Annotated in this window: 15 protein-coding genes; 2 read left to right on the top strand and 13 right to left on the bottom strand. The window is 65.7% G+C overall.

Going from position 1 to position 20,680, the window contains the following annotated elements:
- The 12 genes from VGF12_RS25615 to VGF12_RS25560 form a co-directional block, all read right to left on the bottom strand.
- Window positions 1–726, bottom strand: a 726-nt coding sequence (locus VGF12_RS25615; RefSeq protein WP_331178878.1) for a glycosyltransferase, incomplete at its 3' end; no start/stop codon positions are given.
- Between the two features lie 18 nt (window positions 727–744).
- Window positions 745–2,643: an XrtA/PEP-CTERM system amidotransferase gene (locus tag VGF12_RS25610; RefSeq protein WP_331178877.1), complete on the bottom strand. Its 1,899-nt coding sequence runs from the start codon at window positions 2,641–2,643 to the stop codon at window positions 745–747.
- A gap of 68 nt (window positions 2,644–2,711) precedes the next feature.
- Entirely contained in the window at window positions 2,712–3,992 is a 1,281-nt protein-coding gene (locus VGF12_RS25605) for a nucleotide sugar dehydrogenase (protein WP_331178876.1), read from the bottom strand.
- A gap of 43 nt (window positions 3,993–4,035) precedes the next feature.
- Window positions 4,036–5,595 (bottom strand): exosortase A, encoded by a 1,560-nt coding sequence (gene xrtA, locus VGF12_RS25600; RefSeq protein ID WP_331178875.1) that lies wholly within the window; start codon window positions 5,593–5,595, stop codon window positions 4,036–4,038.
- Window positions 5,592–6,785 carry a TIGR03087 family PEP-CTERM/XrtA system glycosyltransferase gene (locus VGF12_RS25595; RefSeq protein WP_331178874.1) on the bottom strand — a complete coding sequence of 398 codons (1,194 nt, stop codon included), beginning with the start codon at window positions 6,783–6,785 and terminating at the stop codon, window positions 5,592–5,594. The genes xrtA and VGF12_RS25595 overlap by 4 nt, the downstream gene beginning before the upstream one ends.
- Before the next feature lie 8 nt (window positions 6,786–6,793).
- On the bottom strand, window positions 6,794–7,843 hold the full coding sequence (locus VGF12_RS25590; RefSeq protein WP_331178873.1) for a FemAB family XrtA/PEP-CTERM system-associated protein: 1,050 nt from the start codon (window positions 7,841–7,843) through the stop codon (window positions 6,794–6,796).
- Window positions 7,844–8,737 (bottom strand): XrtA system polysaccharide deacetylase, encoded by an 894-nt coding sequence (locus tag VGF12_RS25585; RefSeq protein WP_414710204.1) that lies wholly within the window; start codon window positions 8,735–8,737, stop codon window positions 7,844–7,846.
- A 7-nt stretch (window positions 8,738–8,744) separates the two neighbouring features.
- Window positions 8,745–9,842: an XrtA/PEP-CTERM system-associated ATPase gene (locus tag VGF12_RS25580; protein ID WP_331178871.1), complete on the bottom strand. Its 1,098-nt coding sequence runs from the start codon at window positions 9,840–9,842 to the stop codon at window positions 8,745–8,747.
- A 1-nt stretch (window position 9,843) separates the two neighbouring features.
- Window positions 9,844–11,352 carry a TIGR03016 family PEP-CTERM system-associated outer membrane protein gene (locus tag VGF12_RS25575; protein ID WP_331178870.1) on the bottom strand — a complete coding sequence of 503 codons (1,509 nt, stop codon included), beginning with the start codon at window positions 11,350–11,352 and terminating at the stop codon, window positions 9,844–9,846.
- 16 nt (window positions 11,353–11,368) lie between these two features.
- Entirely contained in the window at window positions 11,369–12,352 is a 984-nt protein-coding gene (locus VGF12_RS25570) for an XrtA-associated tyrosine autokinase (RefSeq protein ID WP_331178869.1), read from the bottom strand.
- Between the two features lies 1 nt (window position 12,353).
- Entirely contained in the window at window positions 12,354–13,940 is a 1,587-nt protein-coding gene (locus VGF12_RS25565) for an XrtA system polysaccharide chain length determinant (protein WP_331178868.1), read from the bottom strand.
- Window positions 13,941–14,005: 65 nt separating this feature from the next.
- A complete protein-coding gene (locus VGF12_RS25560) occupies window positions 14,006–14,593 on the bottom strand; it encodes an XrtA/PEP-CTERM system exopolysaccharide export protein (RefSeq protein WP_331178867.1) in 588 nt (195 codons plus the stop codon).
- A gap of 262 nt (window positions 14,594–14,855) precedes the next feature.
- On the opposite strand from VGF12_RS25560, the gene VGF12_RS25555 reads away from it, so the two are divergent.
- Entirely contained in the window at window positions 14,856–16,451 is a 1,596-nt protein-coding gene (locus tag VGF12_RS25555) for an FAD-binding oxidoreductase (protein WP_331178866.1), read from the top strand.
- A gap of 167 nt (window positions 16,452–16,618) precedes the next feature.
- A complete protein-coding gene (locus VGF12_RS25550) occupies window positions 16,619–17,341 on the top strand; it encodes a PEP-CTERM sorting domain-containing protein (protein ID WP_331178865.1) in 723 nt (240 codons plus the stop codon).
- Window positions 17,342–17,915: 574 nt separating this feature from the next.
- Here VGF12_RS25550 and prsT read toward each other — a convergent pair.
- A complete protein-coding gene (gene prsT, locus VGF12_RS25545; RefSeq protein WP_331178864.1) occupies window positions 17,916–20,651 on the bottom strand; it encodes an XrtA/PEP-CTERM system TPR-repeat protein PrsT in 2,736 nt (911 codons plus the stop codon).
- Between the last annotated feature and the right edge of the window lie 29 nt (window positions 20,652–20,680).

Below are 20,680 nucleotides of genomic sequence, written 5' to 3'. Positions count from 1 at the left end.
ATCGCCGATGACGAGCAGGTGCACGTTGCGCTCGGCAGGCTGCCGGGCGATCCAGGCGACGATGCGATCGAGCCGGTCCCATTCGCGCACAAAGCCAGTGAAGCCGATGACCAGCCGCCCATCGAGGCCGAGCGAGCGCTTGGCCTCCTCGGCGGTCGGCAGGTTGCGGTAGTGCGCCTCGTTGATCCCATTCGGAATCACCTGGATACGGCGCCGGTCAACCCCGACCGAGACCAGGTGCTGAGCCAGCACTTCGGTGACCGGTAGCACCCAGTCAGCCCGCCGCCAGACATAGGCTTCCAGCCGCTTGGCCAAGCCTGCCAGCGCCAGGCCGCCGTACTCCGCGCGCTCGATGGCCATCGGCGCGTTAACTTCCAGGATCAACGGCAGGCCGAAGCGTTTCTTGGCCCAGATGCCGGCGAGCAGGAACAGGTTGTAGCGCTCGTAGATGCCGTCGGGGCGACGTTCGCGGATGCTGTGGGCGAGCCTGCGGTAGGCCACCAGCGAGTAGGCCACTTCAGCCAATTCATAGAGCGGCTTAGGCAGCAACGCCTTCAACCGCCCCACCCATCCGGCGCTGCCCCCGCCGCCGCCATCCTGCCCGCCCACTGAGGGCGCGCATTCCCAGACTTCATGGCCGTTGGCTCGCAGCCCGCCGATCATCTCCTCGATGTGAGTAGATTGGCCGTCGCGCGACGCAGTGCGGTGGTGATAAAGGATCTTCATCAAGCTATCGGCTGCCTGTCATTGCTGGGGCGCCGCGTGGCGCATGAAGGCATCGAACATCAGCAGCGACCAGATCGGTACGCTGTGGTCACGCGCGCCAGACTCGTGCTGCTCAATGATGACCTGGATGGTCTTGCGCTCGAACCAGCCGGTCGCCGCCATGCGCTCGCCCAGCAGCGCGTCGCGGACACGCTGCCGCAGCGGGCCGCGGAACCACCGGGCCAGCGGCACCGCGAAGCCCTGCTTGGGGCGGTACAGGACATCGTTCGGCAGGTGCGGCTCCATCGCCTTCTTCAGCAAGTATTTGCCTTCGGCGCCCTGCAGCTTGAGCGAGGACGGCAAGCGCGCCATCCACTCGACCAGTTCGTGGTCCATCAGTGGCTCCCGGACCTCCAGCGAATGCGCCATCGCAGCCCGGTCGACCTTGGTGTTGATGTCGTCCACCAGGTAGGTCTTCATGTCGATGTACTGGATCAGCGCCAGCGCGTCGTCGGTATCCGCCTTCTTGGCATGCCGGCGGAAGACCTCAATTGCGCTGTAGCCCCCGAGCTCTGCCTTGAAGGCCGGCGTGAACAGCTGGCTGCGCAGCGGCTCTCGCACCTGGGACATCGTGTGAAAGTAAGCCTCGACCGAGTCGCGCGCCTGTGCTTCGAAGGTGGTCTTGGCGCGCAGGAAGCGCGGCGCCCAGTCGGCCTTGGGATACCAGCGCCCCAGCGGGCCGAAGACGGCTCTCCGCAGGCCTAGCGGCAGCGCGGAGCGCGCACGCTCCTCCATCAAATGGAGGCGATAACGGCGATAGCCACCGAAGGTTTCATCGCCGCCGTCGCCTGACAATGCAACCGTGACATGCTTGCGCGCCAGTTGGCAGACGCGATAGGTCGGAATGGCCGAGCTGTCGTTGTAGGGCTCGTCGTACAAACGCGCCAGCGTGTCGATAAGGTCAAAGCCGTCGCTGCCCACGACCTCGAGCCGGTGGTTGGTGCGGTAGCGATCTGCCACGAGTTGGGCGAAGGCCGACTCGTTGTAAGCAGGGTCGTCAAAGCCGATCGAGCAGGTGTTGACCGGTGTCGCCGACTCGCCCGCCATCAGGGCCACGACGCTGCTGCTGTCCACACCGCCCGACAGGAAGGCGCCGAGCGGCACCTCGGCGATCATGCGCAGGCGCACCGACTCACGAAGCCGCCGCACCAGTTCCTCTTCTGCTTCCGGCAGCGTGATCGACTGGTCGAGGCTGAAACGGACATCCCAGTAGGGCTTGGGCGCCGGCACCGGTTGGCCGCGGCGGATCAGCAGGCAGTGCCCGGCTGGCAGCTTGCGGGCCTGCTTGAACACCGTGCGGGGCTCGGCGACATAGCCCAGCGCAAAGTACTCCTCGATCGCCTGCGGGTCGAGATCGCGGCGCAGGTCGCCCTGCGCGAGCAATGTCTTCAGCTCCGAGCCGAACACGAGGCGGCCATCGTCGAGCACCGCGTAATGCAGCGGCTTGACGCCCATGCGGTCGCGCGCCAGGAACAGCGTCTGCCGGTTTCTGTCCCACAGCGCAAATGCGAACATGCCGCGGAACCGCTGCAGGCAGTCTTCGCCCCAGGACTCCCAGGCATGCACGATGACCTCGGTGTCACTCTTCGTGTGGAAGACGTGACCGAGCGCCTGCAATTCCGGAATCAGCGACTGGTAGTTGTAGATCTCGCCGTTGAAGACCACCACCACCGAACCGTCCTCATTGAAGAGCGGCTGCTGGCCGGTGGCGATGTCGATGATCGAGAGCCGCCGATGACCGAAACCCACACCCGGTTCGAGATGCGTCGAACCCTCGTCGGGGCCACGGTGCCACTGCGCATTGTTCATGCGCTCCAGTTGCCCGGCATCGATCTCGCGAGCGCCGAGGGTGTCCACGATGCCTGTGATGCCGCACATGGGTCAGTGTCCTCCGGGAGCTGTTCTAGCAGGGCAGCGGCCTGGGCCTCTCCTGCGGGCGTTGGGCCTCAGAGACGCCAAACCCTGTAGCCTGCGCCTGCCAGCGCGTCGGCGTCGAAGCAGGCCTTGACGTCGATGAACGCCCCCCCCTTGGCAAGCTTCTTCCCGATGTCCTGCATGGAGAGGCTGGCGTATTCACGGTGCGAGACGGCGGCGACGATGGCCTCCGCCTGCGGCAGGTCGTCGAAGGGCATCAGGCGCACGCCGTACTCGTGCATGGCCTCCTCGGCCTCGGCCTGCGCATCGGTCACGAAGATCTCGACCCCGTAGGTCTTGAGCTCGTTGATGATGTCGATGACCTTGGAGTTGCGCAGGTCGCCACAGTTCTCCTTGAAGGTCAGGCCCAGCACGTTCACACGTGCACCCTTCACGGGACTGCCACTGGCGATCATCTGCTTGATGGTCTGCTCGGCGATGAACTTGCCCATGCCGTCATTGATGCGGCGGCCGGCCAGGATGACCTGCGGGTGGTAACCCAGCATGTCGGCCTTGTGCGTCAGGTAATACGGGTCGACGCCAATGCAGTGGCCGCCCACCAGGCCCGGCTTGAACTTCAGGAAGTTCCACTTCGTGCCGGCGGCCTCCAGCACCTCGGAGGTGTCGATGCCCAGCTTGTCGAAAATGATGGACAGCTCGTTCATCAACGCGATGTTGAGGTCACGCTGCGTGTTCTCGATGACCTTGGCGGCCTCGGCCGTCTTGATGCTGGATGCGCGGTGCACGCCCGGGACGATGATCTTCTCGTAGACCTGGGCGACCTTCTCCAGCGTCTCGGGCGTGTCGCCAGAAACGATCTTCAGAATCTTGGTCAGCGTGTGTTCCTTGTCGCCCGGGTTGATGCGCTCGGGGCTGTAGCCGACGAAGAAGTCCTGCTTCCACTTCATGCCGGACTCGCGCTCCAGTACAGGGATGCAGACCTCCTCCGTGGCCCCCGGGTAGACGGTGCTCTCGTAGACGACGATGGCGCCCTTCTTCATGTACCGGCCGACGCTGGTGCTGGAGCCGACCAGCGGGCGGAAGTCCGGAATGTGGGCCTCATCGACGGGCGTGGGTACCGCGACGATGATGACGTCGGCCTCAGCCAGCATCTTCGGGTCGTCGGTGTAGACGGCGTGCTTGGCCGCCTGGACCTCTTCGTCCGTCAGCTCGCGACTCGGATCGGTACCGCGCTGGCAGGCCTCCACCTTGCTCTTGGCAATGTCAAAACCGATGGTGCGGATCTGCTTGCCAAACTCCACGACCAGGGGAAGGCCCACATATCCGAGGCCGATGACTGCGAGCGTATTCATGGATCGTTTCTCGTTGCTGTGAATTCTTGGAGAGCGCGGATTGTCACCGCTGGCGCGTCAATTCGCGGTCGCGGACGTCCCGCAAAGCAGTGTCCAGCCGGGCCCAATGCGTGTGCAAGAAGTCGCGCAGCAACGCGTCGTCAGGCCCTGCTGCGGACTTGTCCGCATAGACGATGACCACGGCCCCATCGTCCCCGTGGCCCAGCAAGTTCTGCCAGGCCCCGTAGAGCTTGGCCTGCCAATCGCTGACGAAGGGGCGGCCATTGACCCAGTAGATCTGCCAGACCCGCAGTCGCGGGACCAGGCCGTCGGCACCGACAATCTGACTCAGGGCCTGCCCACGCAGCTCCGCGGTCCGCCAGGCTTGCCCACCGACTTCGCCCCTACCGACCGCCGTGCGGGACCAATCCCTGTCGTCTTCATCGTTGACGAGCGCATTCGCGGATGTGACCAGTTGGGCGCCGTGGCGCTGGTCACGGTAATAGCCGATGAAGATACCCACCGCTGGGCCACTCGCGACCGGCTCCAGGCGACCGTGCAGCGTTGCGGCGGGTTGAAGGAAATGGGGCTGCCAGCTGCTCAACGGCTCGGCCACCCAGGTCCAGCCCGGCAGTTCGGGCGCCGCGAGCACCGGCTGACCGTGGGCGCTTGCGCGTTCTGTCAAGGCCCGCATGCCCGTCGGCAGCGCCAGAAGCAGCAGAGCCAGCCCCAGCACCGTAGCAAGGCGGCCACGCGACGGGCCCGCCCCCGCGGAGTCCGCCGGCGCGGGCGCCGGCTCGCGATCCGCATCGGCCCAACGTGCACCGATCATGAACATCGCCAGCATGATGATGCCGAAGAAGACCCAGCCGTAGATGATGTGGTCCACGCCGACGGCTAGCTTGTTGCCGGACAGGTGGCCCAACATGACGATCATGTAGGCGCGCAGCCAGTTGGCGACCAGCGGCGTCACGACGGCCACCCCGACGAAAGCCCAGCGCTTGCGGTTGCTGTGGTAGTTGAGGTAGGCGAACAAGGTGCCCACCATCACCGAGGCCATCAGGTAGCGAATCCCGCTGCAGGCCTGCACAACCGACCACGAGCCGGAGGGGATGATGAATTGCAGGGCTTCACGAAACACCGGGATGCCAGTGGCACGCAATGCGACGACGGTGAAGTCGGCCGTGCGCTCCATCAGCCACGGCGTCAGGAAGTCGCCGAAGGGCACCGCAAAGAACAGGAAGCCCAGCGGGAAGGCCATGCGGCCCGCGACAACCGTGCCGAGCAGCGCCGGCACCAGCGCGACGCCCATGCCCAGCAGCGCGAACTGCGTGGCCGCGTTGGCTGCGGCGAGATCACCCGCCAGCCACAGCAGCCCCAGCGGCAGCAGGGCCAGCAGCCACAGCGGGGCCGGGCGGGGCGTCAGGGATGCGAGGTCCGCCCTCATGCGCCAGACCAGCCAGGCGGAGATGGGTGGCACCACCCACGCATGGGCATAGGTTTCTGAGCGGTTCCAGATCTCGACCATCGCTGCGCCGGTCGAAAAATAGAAGGTCACCAGGAGGCCCCAGGCCAGCGCCAGGCCGAGCATCGGCAATCGCCAGGGTTTGGGCACCTCGATCATGCGGCCTCCAGATGCCGGTCCAGGCCTGCCAGATGAGCATCCCAGCTGTAGGCGCCAACCACGAAATCACGCGCGCTGCGGCCGGCGGTCTGGGCGGCCTCACGGTCTTCCAGCAACGCACTCACGCGCTCGACGTAGTCGCTCTCCGTGTCGGCAGGTTGGAGGCCGGCCTGGGCCGTGCTCGTGATCGCTCGCACACAGGTGGCTGCCGCGACGACGGGCCGCGCCATGGCCATGGCCTCCAGCACCTTGTTCTGGATGCCACGCGCCAACCGCAGCGGCGCGACGACCGCCGCCGCATGCTGCAAAAAGGGGCGCACATCCGGCACCGTACCGGTCACGTTGACCGCCCCGCCCGCCAGCGCCAGCACCGCCGGCGTCGGGCTGCGACCGACGATGTGGAAGCGCAGCGTCGGAAAGCGCTCGCGCAGCGCGGGCAGGATACCGTTGACGAACCAGGTCACTGCGTCGACATTGGGCCAATAGTCCATGGCGCCAGTGAACACCAGCGGCAGCTCATCCGCCGCAAAGGGGCTTGCACGGGATGCGTCCGGCGTGAAGAAGTCGGCGTCGACCCCATTGCCCAGTGCCGCCAGGCGCAGCTCGCGGCCGGGGCTCAGCTCGCGGAAGAGCGCCACCTCGTTGTCGGTGACGAAGAAGCTGCAGGCCGCCGCGTCCGCCACGCGTTGCTCGAAACCCAGCAGCTTGTCGAACTCGCGCCGATACAGCCAGGACATGGGCCAGGCGTGCTCGGGCGCATAGTCGCGCCATTTGGCGGAGTCCACGTCAACGAAGTCCACCAGCGTCTTCACACCCTTCAGGCCTCGCGCGTACTGGGCCATCACGCCGCTGAAGACGACGACTGCGTCGAAGCCCTCGCGGGCGGCCGTCTCATCCACCCACGCTTGCAGGCCAGCGTCGCGGTAGTAGGGCAGGCTCAGCGCCTCGCCGCTCAGCAGGCCGCGCAGACTCAGCAGCTTGGCCACGCGCGGATTCAGGCGCGCGATGTGCAGGTCCTTGCACAGCTCGCGCACGCGCGGCAGGTGCTGCTCGTCGTCCGGGTCATCGAGGAAGCTGCCGAGATGGACCTCATGTCGCGCCGCCAGATGCTTGAGCAGGTGGTAGGAACGCACCTTGTCGCCCTTGTTGGGCGGATACGGCAGGCGGTGGACGAGGTAGAGGATCTTCAATCGAGGCCTCAGCCCAGGTTCTTGACGATGAACGGCCCCAGCCAGTTCGCCACACCGATGGGCAGCTTGCGCCATGCCTTGATCATCAGTTGGTACTTGGGGTTGTTCGGGTTGTTCTGGGGAATGGAGTCGCGCTTGAACAGTCGGTATTCGTAGCTCAGCGGCTGCGGCTCAAAGCCCCAGTTCTTCTTGAAGGCATAGGGACCCGTGCCCTGCTTGCTGCGTCCGTAATCGAAGACCTTGAGGCCACGCGCGCATGCGCGGCGCATCAGCTCCCAGTACTTGAAATCGTTCGCGGCGAGGTCGCGCGCAGCCTCGTCGTCACCAGCGTAATAAGGCAGACATTCGTCGCGGAAGTAGAACGTCAGCACCGTGGACAGCGGTTTGCCGTCCGGCGCGGTGACGGTCAGCACCTCGGCGTCCGCTCCGAACTCGTCCAGCAGCGCCTGGAAGTACTTCTTGGGCATGGCGGGTGTGCCATGGCGATGCACGTTGTCGGCATAGAGGTCGAAGAAACGGTCGACGTTGGCATCGATCTCGGCGCGGAGCTCGTTCTTGATGCCCTTACGCACCATGGCCCGCTGCTTGCGCGGGATGGCCAGCATGTTGGCCTCCTCGTCGGGCAGGATCTCCTTGCGGAAGGTCACGTAGAGGTCCTGGCGCGGCCAGTCGGCATGGCGGGTGGGACCGAGGTTGCGGTACTCCAGATGCTGGGCGCCCTGCCCTCGCGCAATCTTCTCAGCTTCGGCTTCGAGCGCCGATGCAGCCTCGTCGTTCAGTGCCGCCACGCCGCCATAGACCCCGAACGGCAGGCTGGCGATCGAGTGACCGAACAGGCGGCTCTTGACCTCTGCAAGCGGCAGCACGCCCTCGATGACGCCCGCACGCTCGGCGTAGAGGAAAAAGCCCCGGTGGCCGAACACCGACTCGATGACGCGCAGCCAGCCGCTGCGATGAAAGAAGGTGGCCTGGGGGTGAGCCAGGACGAACTCGTCCCAGCGTGCGGACACAGCCTTGTCCTGCGCGGCCAGGCGCGCAATGCGAAGGGGGGATGTCATTCAGGCCGGGCTCAGCGTGGGCGCCGGCGCGCGCGGGCTGGCCTCTCGGCCGAGGAAGATCTCATCCATGCGGCCCCAGCGAAAGTCTTCCAGCAGCCGCGCGATGCGGCCGTGGGTGCGGGGGATGTTGACGTAGTGGCGAAACCGCGTCTTGGCGTCGATGCCGGCCACGCGGGGCTGTTCGGCGTCGATCTCCCAGGGATGGAAGTAGAAGACCGCAGGCTCGCCATCGACCTCGTTCACGCGGCGGATCATCCAGCGCGACAGCGCGTAGGGCAGCAGCCGGAAGTAGCCGCCACCGCTGCTGGGCAGGTTCCGCGAGCCCATGCGCACGGTCGTCACCGGGATCTCCAGCAGGCCCTCGCGCACCGGGTAGGCGAAGCGCGGCGAGTCGGGCATGCCGTAGTGGTCGTGGGCAATGGGGTAGACGCTGCTGGAGTAGCGGTAGCCGGCGTCGCGCAGGGTGTCGAAGGCCCAGAGGTTGCCCTTGCCGATGGAGAAGCTGGGTGCGCGATAGCCGATGACGGGCACGCCGCCCAGGTCCTCCAGCAGCGCCTTGGCGCGGCTGATGTCGTCCAGGAACGCTGCGGGGCTGAGATCGCTGGCCCGCTCGTGGCCGTAGCCGTGGCTGGCCAGCTCGTGGCCGCCGGCCACGATGGCCTTCACGACCTGCGGGTATCGCTCTGCGATCCAGCCCAGCGTGAAGAAGGTCGCCTTGACCTGTTTCTCGGCCAGCAGCGCGAGGATGCGCTCGATGTTGCGCTCCACGCGGCACTCCAGGCCGTTCCAGTCGTCGCGGCGGATGTAGGGCGCAAAGGCAGAGACCTGGAAATAGTCCTCGACGTCAATGCTCATCGCATTGCGCAGGGCCGGGGTCTTGGTGGGCATCAGCATGGCAACCTCAATGCTGTTTGACGGCGTCCACCAGCTTCTGCAGCAGCGCCAGCGTCTGCAGGTTGATGCGCTCCAGCCGCATCATGCTGCGTTCCAGGCGCTGCAGGCGGTCGGTGTGGTGATCTGCACTCAACGCCGCGATCTCGGAGGACAAGCCGTCCACCTCGGCGACGCTCATCTTCAACTTGGCCACATCGAGGGCGCCTGGCGCACTGTCAAGCACGCCGGGACGGCTGTCAGGCAGCTTGGCGGGCATGCTGTCCAGGGGGCTGGCATCGCCATGGCGCGGCGTTTCGCTTTCCTGGGCGATGTCGCGCAGCACCTCCTTCACGTCGGCCAGCGTCAAATGCGAGCGCCCCTGCATGAAACCGAGCAGCAGCAGGCGATCGCACAGACGGTTGATGCGCCGCGGAATGCCGTTGCTGGCCTTGTGGATGGCGGGGAATGCATCGTGGTCGAAGGTGGGCTTGCCCGTGGAGCCCGCGCACTTCAGGCGGTGTTCCATGTAGCGCTGCGTCTCGTCCTCGTCCAGCGGGCCGATGTGGCAGGTCGCCGCGACACGCTGGCGGAACTGTTCCATCTCGGGCTTTTGCAGGATGCCGCGGAACTCGGGCTGGCCGACAAGGAAGGTCTGGAGCAGCGACTGGTTGCTGAACTGGAAGTTGGACAGCATGCGCAGCTCTTCCACGGCGCGCGGCGTCAGGTTCTGCGCCTCATCGACGATGAGCAGGCAGCGCTTGCCCTGCGTAACCTGGTTGACGAAGAAAGCCTCCAGGGTCATCAGCAGCTCGGACTTGGGCGCGTCCTTCACCCGCACGCCGAAGGCCGCGCCCACCATGCGCAGCGTGTCCTCGGCATCGAGCTGTGTTGTGACGACGTTTCCGATGACGACGTTGCTGCGGTTCAGGCTGTCCAGCAGGCCGCGAAGCAGCGTGGTCTTGCCGGCGCCGATCTCGCCGGTGATGACGATGAAGCCGTCATTGCGCAGCACGCCATAGTCCAGGTACGCCTTGGCCCGGCGATGCTGCTTGCTGCCGTAGTAGAAGTTCGGGTCCGGACTGAGCTGGAAGGGCTTGCTGCTCAAGCCGTAGAAGGCTTCGTACATATCAGAACTGTTGGGTCAGCGTGGCATAGGCCGCATTCTCGGTGTACGAGATGACGCCTTCAAAGCGGCTGTGGCGGGCGCCCAGCTGCACGCTCAATCGCGAGCCGAGGCGGCTGCTCCAGTTGGCGATCAGGCTGGTGAGCTGCGTGTGCCGCCCCGCATCGCCCAGGCTTTGCTGGCGCGAGGCCGTCAGCGAAACGCTCGTCACCGCCGTGAGTTGGTAGCTGCCTGACAGCGAATAGGAGCGCTGCTCGACGCTCGCGTTGTTGGCCAGGTCGCCCTGGTTCAGGTTGTCGCCCACGCGGCTGGTGACGGTGCGACTGGCGCTGGCCGTGACGTTGCTGCGCACGCCCTGCAGCGTGAAGCTGAACATCTGCGCGTGCAATTGACTGGGGCCGGTAGACAGAAACCCCAAAGCGGACTGCCCGTCCGGCGACAGGCCCAACGACAACAGCGTGGCCCGCACCAGGGCGTCACGCTTGACCGGATCCGGCTCCTGCGACGCGAGCAACAGGAAGAACAGGTCATAGTTGGTCCGCACGCCACCGATGGAGCCGGTATTGCCCAGCGTGACGTTGCGCGAGTCCGAGAGGCGCCAGACCGAGGTGCGCATGCGGTGCTCGAAGCTCAGGCCGTAGCTGTCGCCATAGCTGTGACGCTGCCAGTTGCCGTTCACCCGCGTGCGTGGCGTGGGCGTCCAGTCGGCCGTCACGCCCCCCGTGAAACCGTCATTCCCATTGCCGCTTCGGCTGAGGTAGTCGCTGCGCTCCTGGCCTGCATTGACACTGAACGCCCAGTCAGTGCCGAGGCGATAGCTCAGCCCCGCGACCGCGGAACTATTGTTGTTGGACAGCGCATCCTTGGAGTTGAAACGCTGCGTGTTGAACATCAGATACCAGCCCAGCGCACCGGGCATCAGCTGGGCGATGCGCAGCGACCCGCCCGAGCCCCGGCCGTCACCCAGGCTGCTGCCGCGCACTTCGGTGATCGAGAAATTGCCGCGCAGGTCCACGCTGGCCAAGCCGCCCAACTGGCCGCGCAGCACCGGCGCAACACTCAAAGAACCCGTCTCGCGCCGGTTCGTGTCGCCCAGCGCGGACACACCACCTTGGGAGGTCAGCGTAGGCGCCGACTGCACACCGAAGGCCGAAGCGTTCTGCTGGCCGATGCTCGCCTGCGCGTTGACGAAAAACGTGCCGGGAATGATCTCGGCCTGGCCGCTGGCCGACAGCGCGTTCTGGACCTGCGAGCCATAGCTCGTCTTCAGGTAGGCGATACCGTTCAGCGAATAGTCCAGAGTGCCGCGCACCGAGCCGGTGTTGCGCACGATGCTGATGCCCGGGGACACCGTGGTGATCAGCGCGGCGTCCTTGTCTTGATCGTTGAGGCGGAGGTTGTCCGTCCAGCTCTGCGAGACGCTGATGCGCGGCTTGATGGAGCCGCCGCCTCCGGAACCACCCGCCTCACCTTGCTGGGCATGGGCCGCCATCGCAAAGACAGCGAGGACCAAGGGCAGATGGCGGGACTCAGGTCGGAGCCGAGTCATTGCTGCCATAGCCATACCCGTATCCATAGCCGTATCCGTAGCCATACCCGTAGCCATAGCCGCCGGCAGCGTTGGGGCTGGCCTGGTTGAGCAGCATCATCTTGACCGGGCAGGTCTCAATCGCTGCGAGGGCTTGCTGCACGGCGCTCTGTGCCGTCTTCTCAGCATGGACGACGACGATGATCTGCCCCATATGCGACGCCAGGACGCGGGACTCCGTCGTCAGCAGCAGCGGCGGCGAGTCGAAGATGATGATGCGGTCCGGATAGCGTTTGGCCATCGTGTCGAGCAGATGGCTCATTGCGTCGCTCGCCAGCAGCTCCGTCGCACGCGGGTGCGGTGTGCCGCTGGGCAGGATGGTCAGCTTCTCGACGTTGGTGCGCAGCAGCACCTCGGACATCTCGACCCGGTCCTCGAGCACGTCGAGCAGGCCAGGCCCCTGGGGCAGGCCCAGCATGCGCAGCACAGACGGCCGCGCCACGTCGGCGTCGACCAGCATGACGGTGTTGTCGAGCTCGGCCGCGATGCTCAGCGCGAGATTGATGGACGTAAAGCTCTTGCCTTCGCCGGCAAGGGCGCTGGTCACCATCAGCAGATTGGCATGGTTGATCGTTGCGGCGCCCTTGCCCATCGCATTCTTGATCAACGGGCGCTTGATGACCCGGTACTGGTCGCCGGTCTGCGAGCGCGGCGCGTGCGGCATCAGGAAGCCTTGCGCGGCCAGGGCGACAACGTCCAGTTCGACACGCTTGGACGATGCGTGAGGGGCATCGTCCTGGAGCGAGATCCCCACGGCTGCGGGTTTCGCCTCCAAGGCCGACGCGACTACCGCGGGAGCGGCCGTCACAGGCGGGGCCGTCGCGGGCTCGGCGGCAGGCTTCGCCTGCTCGTCACCCGGCAGTACCACGCCGGCCTGGCGCAGTTGCTCGAGCCGCTGGGCGGCTTGTTCAATCAGGCTCGTCATGTCAAACCACCTGCCGGCTCAGTTGCACAGCCAAGACCGTCAATGCGACGGCAAACATCACCAGCAGCCCACCGGCGCCCGCGGAGAAGCGAACCAGGTCCACGCGCTGACGGGCGCGATCCGCGTCGGTCACGAGTCGCGTCACGACGCCCAGGATGGGCAACTCCACCCGAGTGCGCAGGTCATTCGCGTCATGGAAGACCGGGCGCAGTTGGCTGGCAGCAAAGGTCGTGAACAGGCCGACACCCAAGGCGGCGGCCATCGCGCCAGCCAGCAGCAGCAAGCGATTGGGCGCCACGGGTTTGGGGTTGGCGCGCGGCGGATCGATGACCCGGAAGTCCGCCACGCCCGAGGCGACATCGAGTTCGCCCGAGATCGAGGCCTGCTCGCGGCGCTGGACGAGGTCTTCGTAATTGCGCTTGTGGATCGCGTAGTCGCGATTCAGCTGGGCCGCCTCGGCTTCGACCTGCGGCGCCGTCTTCATCGCCCCGAGGGCCTGTGAGTAGCGAGAGGAGTATTCATCGACCCGCGCACGCAGCGACGCCACCTGGACCTCGGACATCGCAAGGACGCGAACCATCTCCTGCATCGCGATGCTGGCGCCGGTCTGGCTCGTCGCCGCCGGCATGTTGATCGCCTGCTTGCGCAACTCGGCGATCTCCTTCTTGCGCTGCTCTTCGAGATCCTTGATGAGCTTGCGCGTCGTGACGATGTCGGGATGCTGGTCGGTGTAGCGCTGCAGCAGCGCATCGAGATTGCGCCGCTGATCGGCCAGCCGGGCGTCCAGCTCCGGCGTGCTGACGTTGGCATTGGATTCCTGCATCAGGCTCTGCGCCGTGGTCGGCGTGCTGGATCGTGCCTTCTCGGCGTCCAGCTGCGCCTTGGCGGCATCACGCGCGTTGACAGCCTCGCGATACTCCAGCCGCGCGCGCTCCAGTTGGGCGCTGAGCTCTGCGAGCCGTGCTGCGGCATCCTTGCCGTCACCCGCCGCGTTGGACAGGTTCTTCAGGCGGAACTCCTTCAGTCGCGTCTCGGCTTCTTCCAGCTTGGTCTCGTAGGCCTTGATCTGCTCGTTGATGAAGGTTGTCGCCGTCGACGTGCCCTGGCGCGTCTGGCCCAGACTGGACTCAACGAAGATTGACACCAGCGCCTGCACCACGCGCTTGGCGGTCTCGGGGTCGCTGTCGCGATAGCCGAGGATGTAGAGGTTGTCGCGACCGCTGCTCTGGATGGACAGAGCGCTCGTCACCGTCTCGATGGTGGCTTCCTGCTGGGCTTTCGACTGGTTCTTCAGATCCAGGTCAGCCATGCGCACGAGCTTTTCGACATTGGGTCGGCTGATCAGCGTGCGGCTGAGCATGGTCACCTGCTGCTCGACGTTAGGCTGGACGGCCAGCCCGGACATCAGTGGCTTCAGGATGGACTGGGTGTCCACGTAGATGCGGGCACTGGCTTCATAGCGGTCCGGCAGCGCGAACACGACCACGGCACCGACCACGCCGGCCACCCAGGCCACGATCAGACCCACCCAGCGGTACTTCCACATCCGCCGAGCAATGATCTGCAGCTGACCAATCAACAATTCCATCGGAAACAGTCTCGGTTAAAGCTATCGCAAGGATGCTCGCGGGCACTTGGCCCGCCATCCGCAATTCAGAACAGGCTCTGAGGAATGATCAAGATGTCGCCGGGGCGCATCTCCGCATTGGCGGACACGTCGCCGCCTTTGATCAAATCCTTCAAGCGCACCGAATACTGCTTGTTGCCCTCGGCCGTACGCAGGATGGTGGCACTGTTGCCGGAGGCGAAATCCGTCAGGCCGCCCACCGCGATCATCACGTCCAGCAGCGTCATCTTCTGCTTGTAGGGCAGGAACTGGGGTCTGGCCGCCTCGCCCACAACGCGAATCTGCTCGCTGTACGGACCGACGAAACCCGTCACGATCACCGTGACAACCGGATCTCGAACGTATTTGCCCAGCTGTTGCTCGACATCGCGCGCCACCTGCACGGACGTCTTGCCCTGGACCACCATTTCGTCCACCAGCGGGGCGGCGATCTTGCCGTCCGGCCGCACCGGCACGGACATTGACAGCTCCGGGTTGCGCCAGACCTGGATGCTCAGGTTGTCGCCAGCGCCAATGATGTAGCTGTAATCATCGCTGGCCACTGTCGCCGGCGCTGCCGGAAACTTGGAGCTGGCACAGCCGGCCAACGCCACCAGCAGCGCGGCTACGGTCATGCGGACAGGCCACCGCGCCGGGTGGTTGAAGAGTGCTTTCAATGGATTCCCCTTAATCGCTCACTACCAATTCACGCACACCCCGCCGCGCCCCGAAGGCCCATGGGCCAAACACATTTTGGGTCGCCGGTCTCCACGGCCACTTGCTAATGAATCAAGTGCACGCCTGCAGACCATGGCGCCTGTCATGATGCCATAGCCCCTGGAAGCCTAGCCGCACGGGCAGCGATGATTCACGCCAAACTTTCACGGAAAAATAACCATGAACAACACACTTCAAAACGCCCTGCAGGCATGGTCGGCACTGCTAGGCCCAGAGCGTGTACTCGACGGCGCGACGGCACAAGACCGCTACGGTTTCGACACCACAGGCGCTCAGCGGCAACTGGCGGCCGCCCTGCTCCCGACCACCCGTGACGAGGTCATCAGAGCAGTCCGCATTGCACACCAGCACCAGGTGGCTGTGCACCCCATAAGTACGGGGAACAACTGGGGCTACGGCAGCAGCCTGCCGGTGCGCGACGGCTGCGTCTTGCTGGACCTTTCCGGCATGAAGGCCATCCGAAACTTCGATGCGGAGCTCGGTGTCGTCACCGTCGAGCCTGGCGTCACGCAGGGCGACCTCGCCCGCTTTCTGGATGAAGGTGGGCACCCCTTCCTCGTACCCGTCACCGGCGCCGGCCCGCGCTGCAGCTTGCTGGGCAACGCGCTGGAGCGTGGTTACGGCATCACGCCGCACACGGACCACTTTGGCGCCGTCACCGACCTCAAAGCCGTGCTGGCCGACGGCAGCCTCTACGAAACCGCGCTGGTGCGTGCCGGCGCACCCGAGGCGGCGCGGCTGTTCAAGTATGGCGTCGGTCCCTATGTGAACGGCCTTTTCACACAGAGCAATCTCGGCGTTGTCACCGAAATCAGCTTCCTGTTGGCGCGCCGCCCCGACAGCGTGCAGGTGTGCCTGTTTGGCCTCGAACACGAAGAACTGCTGGCACCGGCTGTCGAACGCGTACGCCACATCCTCGCGCGGCTGCCCGGCATCGTCGGAGGCATCAACCTGATGAATCGTCACCGCATGCTGTCGATGGCCGCCCCCTACCCTCGCGACCAGCTCGACGCGCGCGGCCTCATCCCGCCTGAGGTCGTCGAGGCGCTTGGGCGCAGCTACCAGATACGCCCCTGGACGGGCCTGGTCACGCTCTATGGCACGCAGGCCGTCGTGAGCGCCGCCCGAGCAGAGATCAAGGCAGCGCTGCGCGGGGTAGGCAGCCGGGTGATGTTCTTCTCGCGCGGCAAGGCCGAAGGCCTGGCCGGACTCCTCGGCAAGCTGCCCGGCAGCAAGGCGGCCCAGCTCGCGAGCACCGCGCGGACGCTGGCCCGCTCGCTGGAACTGGTGGAAGGTCGCCCCAACGAAACCGCGCTGCCGCTGGCCTATTGGCGCAACCCCGCCGCCCAGCCCGCCGACGGGCGCAACCCCGCACGCGACCGCTGCGGCCTGATCTGGTACGCCCCGCTGGTCCCCATGCGCGGGACCGACGTGACCCGCTACGTCAGCACGGTCCGCGAAATCACCCAGGCTCACGCCATGGAACCGCTCATCACCCTGACGACCGTCAACGACAAGGTGTTCGACAGCACCGTGCCCCTGCTCTTCGACGCCGGCAACCCCGCCGCCAGCGCCGACGCCGCCCGCTGCAAGCGCGCCCTGCTCGATGCCGGCCACGCACTGGGCTTCGTGCCCTATCGCTACGGCATCAACGACATGGATTGGTGGCTGGGCCTGCACGAGCAATTGGGCCAGCCCATCCCCCCCGTGTCACCCTCCGGGATTCTTGCCCCCGGGCGCTATTGCCAAATCTGAGTGTCGGATTTCTTGACAGCTGGACGGAGCGTGCCAGACCAGCGCCCCCAGAGTCCGGAAATTCACCTTGCAAATCAATGACTTAGTGATATTTCAAAGAGTTGGCATGCTTGCTGCTTAGATTGCGTCGTAGATTCAACCGGCCGTGCAGGCCAAAAGGAGCAAACATGAAGCAACTGAAGAACGCACTGGCAGCGGTCGCTCTGCTGGCTGGCGTGGCAACGACGGCACAGGCCTACACCGTTGACGGCGTGACCTGGGATCCGAATGCCGGTACCGACTTCACGTCGCAGTCCGTGAACATCCGTCAGTTCATCGACGCGACGACCGGTGTGGTCTCGGGCTTCGGCGTCATCACCGCGATGAACGGCAATGCCAACTTCTGCAACAACTGCCAACTGACGTTCCAGTTCGGCGGTCTGACCCCGTCTGTGGCCGGCGCACTGCCGGGCGGCGCTGGCACGTCCATCATCTACAGCGGCGGCTGGGTCAATTTCTACGCAGGCGCAGTTCGCATCGCCAATCCGTTCGACTACTCGCAGCTGACGGCGGCCAACACGATGACCAACACGCTGTGGTTGGGCACGACCATGGCCAACGACTTCGTGGGTTCGGTTGATGCCAGCGGTCAAGTTCTGTCGGGTCTCGGCTTCCTGAACGTGACGGGTGGCAATGCCGCCAGCTACCTGAACACCAACACGCAAGCGAACGGCACCGACCTGCGGTTCACTTCGTCGTTCACGTTCCCCTGGGGTCCCAGCCTGAACGACATGTCCGGCACCGGCAACCTGTTCGGCAAGTCGGTCAAGATCCCCGAGCCGGCCTCTCTGGCGCTGGTCGGCCTGGCCCTCGTTGGCCTGGGTCTGAGCCGCCGCAAGGCCGCCAAGTAAATCGACAGCGCGTCTCGCACGCGCTTCGATTGAATGACAGAAGCCCGCCGCAAGGCGGGCTTCTTCTTTTTTGCGGCGTCCCGCAGGCCTGGCCCACTCGTCAGTTCTCTCCTGCAACTGAGCAGACGATCTTTCACTGGCACGGCTCGATGGGGGGGCTGAATCGCGGCCATTCGCCATCACGCGGCCTGACTGCAACGATGGACTCGGTGAGCACTGCTGACCTTCGGCTCGTCGCACACACCATCCCTCCCTCTGGAGTTCTGACGCCCTCCTCACGGGGAATGGCGCGCCTTCTCGCTTGCATGCCGCCTATGGTGGATTCGCAGCGCGGATCCCGAGCAACTCCGCCATCGATCGCGACTCTTAGTCGCAACGGGCGCGCCGCCCGAGCCGCGCATCGCCATCACCGGCGCATTCTGAGCCCATTCAAAGCGTCCACACCGCAGGCGCCGACTTCACCGCGGCGGCCCGCCTCCATGATCACCAATCGTGGAATCGGCGCTCTCACCTCTCAGCCAGATAAACCATCCCGAACGCCGCACCCATCCGTGGGCGCGGGATGCGCAGGACTTCACAGCCCTGCAAGCAGCTGACGCACTTCCTGCTGTTGCGGCAGTTGGTCACCCAGTTCAGCAAGTCGGGTCAGCTCTTCGCGCGCAGCCGCCTTCTGGCCGGCCGCCACGTAAATGCGCGCCAGGCTCAAACGCAAGGGAGCGACATCGGGCGCCAACGCCACCGCCTGTTTCTGGATCTCCAGCGCCTTGTCGAATTGGCCCAACTGCGCATGGACACCCGCCAGCGTGTCCATGAAGGCAGGCTGCTTGGGGGCGAGTTCATTGGCGCGCTCGGCAAAGCGCAGAGCTTCGGGCTTCTTCGCCTGCCCCAGCAGCCAAGCGAGGTTGTTGAGCGCCGGCGCGCTGTCCGGCGCGATCTTGAGCACACTCTGATAGTGAGCCTCGGCCTGCGCGAGGTCGCGCGCGGCCATCGCCGTATCCCCGAGGTGGTAGAGGAAGCTCACGTCGTCAGGATGCGCGCCCTGCCAGTCGGCACGGAACTTCAGCGCCTCGGCCTTGCGGCCGCCCGCCGTCAGCGCGCGGTCGAGCTTGATGGCGGTCTCGCTGCCCGCCCCCTTGCTCAGCGCCGTTCGATAGTCCTGCGCCGCAAGATCCCAGCTCTTGCCAGCGGCATTCACATCGCCACCAAGCACGAAGCCGGCCGGGCTTTCGGGGCTCTGACGCTGCACGGTTTGCGCGATGCGACGCCCTGCGGCCAGATCGCCCGACCCTGTGGCCAGTTGCAGCAGCATCGCTTGCGCCGGCAGAAAGTCGGGCCGCTGCGCGAGGGCGCGGTTGAGCGTGCGCATCGCATTGGCGCGGTCGTTGCGGCTCGCGTAGGCCTCGGCAAGCGGCATGTACGACTGCGGTGACTCGGGACGCAGCGTGATCAGCTTGTTGAAGTTGGCCAGCGCCAGGTCCATCTCGCCCTTGCGCATCAGAACACGGCCCAGCGCCGCCAGCACCTCTTGGCTGTCAGGCAGCGCCGCCACCGCCTCCTGCGCGGTGGACAGGGCCTGATCGATCTGGTGGCCCTTCACCTGAGCCTCGATCAGCGCAAGGCGAGGCCCCGGCTCTGAAGGCATATCGGTCACGAGCTTCTTCAGCATGTCAGCCAGCTCACGAACGTTGGCCCCGGAGCGGTCGCGAACGGCGACCAGCCCGAGCTGCGCCTCGACGTTGTGGGGTTGAGCGGCAATGACCTTTTGGTAGCGCCCCGTTGCCGACGCGTAGTCCTTGTCGCCCAGATCGAGCCCAGCCAGCGCAAAGTTGGCCGGCGCGAAGCCCGGGTCCAACTTGAGCGCGCTCTCGAAAGCCTGACGGGCCGCGCCCGCCTGGCCCCGCGTCAGCTCCAGCTTGCCCCGCATCAGCGCCGTCATCGGCTTGCCCGGCTGCTTGCGCTCGACGCCGGCGAGGTCGGCCAGCGCGGCGTCAAAGGCCTTCTCGCGCAGGTGAAGGTCGAACAGCGCCATGTCCGCGGTCGTGTCGGGGCCGCGGGCTGCCAGGCTGCGCAACGCCTCGGTGCCGGACGCCGTGCGACCCTTGCGGATGTCGGCCATCGCCATAGCGACCTGCACGCGAACATCGTTGGGGCTGATCTTGGCCATGCGCTGCAGATAGGCGTCAGTCGCAGTGGCATCCCCCTTCATCTGGCTGGCATCGACCGCAACGGCCAGTGCCACGGCCGAAGGCGTGGCCGTCTCCAGCAGCGGCTGCAGCGTGCTCAACGCCTTGGCAGCATCGCCCGCACGCAGCTCGGTCTGGGCCAGCATCAGGCGCGCCGACCCGTTCGCCGGATTGGCCGCAACGGCCTTGGACAGATGCCGGCTCGCCTCGATCACCGATCCGCGTCGCAACTCGATGGCCGCAGCCGTTTGCAGCACACGCCCATCGTTCGGAGCGACCTTCAACACCGCCTGGATTTGCTCACGCGCGGCATTCAGATCGTTCTTCAGCAAGGACAACTGCGCCCCGAGGAAATAGGTCTGCAACCCCTTGGGCGAGACCTGCTTCAAGATGTCGTACTGCGCGGTTGCGGCCTTCACATCCTGCTTGTCGAGGAACAGTCCCAGCAGCAGGGATTGCACCTCCACGCTCTTGGGTGTCAGCTTGGCGGCCTGGCGATAGGCCGTCAGTGCCTCGTCCGCGCGACCGCCCAGCGCCAGCAGATCACCCTTGGCCTGCCAGGCCTCGCCGCTGTCGGCATGCTTCGCGAGCGCCGCCTCCACAGCCTGCAGCCCCGCCTCGGTGCCATCACGCTCGTTGAGCGCGCGAGCGCGGATCATCAGCAGGCGCACATCGTCAGGCGTGAGCTGCAGCGCCACGTCGACGGCCCGGATGGACTCTGAGAACTGGCGCTGCAAGCCATGTGCGATCGCAACGCTGCCCAGCAGATCCGCCTGGTCAGCCGGCACCTCAAGCCGCGTTTGTGCATAGGTCTGCAGCAGCTTGGCTGATTCGCCACGTCCCAACATCAGGCGCGCATCCAGTGGCGCGAGGCTGGCCTTGGGTTGCCCGGCCTGTGCAGCCTTGTCGAGCTCGATGGCTGCGCCCGCGATGTCACCGCTCCCGTACAAGGCCCGAGCCAACAGCAGCCGCGCCTCTGCCAGCGACGGGTCGGCCTGCAGGGCATTCTTCAGCTCGATCACTGCCGCAGCATCGTTCTTCTTGGCCAGGGCGACCTTGGCGTCCGCCACGTACTCCTCCGCGGACTTGCCGAAACACCCGACCAGCAGGACGCTCGAGAGCGCCAACCCTGCTGCACGCCTGCGTTTGGCTGCAA

The organism is Roseateles sp., assembly GCF_036404855.1.
Taxonomy (GTDB): Bacteria; Pseudomonadota; Gammaproteobacteria; order Burkholderiales; family Burkholderiaceae_C; genus Pelomonas.
The sequence above is the reverse complement of the archived record's forward strand: the minus strand, read 5'-3'. Positions and strand labels throughout refer to the sequence as shown.

Excerpts from the sequence above, each read along its gene's own strand:
- VGF12_RS25610 (WP_331178877.1), bottom strand. The coding sequence starts at position 2,643 with ATGTGCGGCATCACAGGCATCGTGGACACCCTCGGCGCTCGCGAGATC.
- VGF12_RS25605 (WP_331178876.1), bottom strand. The coding sequence starts at position 3,992 with ATGAATACGCTCGCAGTCATCGGCCTCGGATATGTGGGCCTTCCCCTG.
- xrtA (WP_331178875.1), bottom strand. The coding sequence starts at position 5,595 with ATGATCGAGGTGCCCAAACCCTGGCGATTGCCGATGCTCGGCCTGGCG.
- VGF12_RS25590 (WP_331178873.1), bottom strand. The coding sequence starts at position 7,843 with ATGACATCCCCCCTTCGCATTGCGCGCCTGGCCGCGCAGGACAAGGCT.
- VGF12_RS25585 (WP_414710204.1), bottom strand. The coding sequence starts at position 8,737 with ATGCTGATGCCCACCAAGACCCCGGCCCTGCGCAATGCGATGAGCATT.
- VGF12_RS25580 (WP_331178871.1), bottom strand. The coding sequence starts at position 9,842 with ATGTACGAAGCCTTCTACGGCTTGAGCAGCAAGCCCTTCCAGCTCAGT.
- VGF12_RS25570 (WP_331178869.1), bottom strand. The coding sequence starts at position 12,352 with ATGACGAGCCTGATTGAACAAGCCGCCCAGCGGCTCGAGCAACTGCGC.
- VGF12_RS25565 (WP_331178868.1), bottom strand. The coding sequence starts at position 13,940 with ATGGAATTGTTGATTGGTCAGCTGCAGATCATTGCTCGGCGGATGTGG.
- VGF12_RS25560 (WP_331178867.1), bottom strand. The coding sequence starts at position 14,593 with ATGACCGTAGCCGCGCTGCTGGTGGCGTTGGCCGGCTGTGCCAGCTCC.
- VGF12_RS25555 (WP_331178866.1), top strand. The coding sequence starts at position 14,856 with ATGAACAACACACTTCAAAACGCCCTGCAGGCATGGTCGGCACTGCTA.
- VGF12_RS25550 (WP_331178865.1), top strand. The coding sequence starts at position 16,619 with ATGAAGCAACTGAAGAACGCACTGGCAGCGGTCGCTCTGCTGGCTGGC.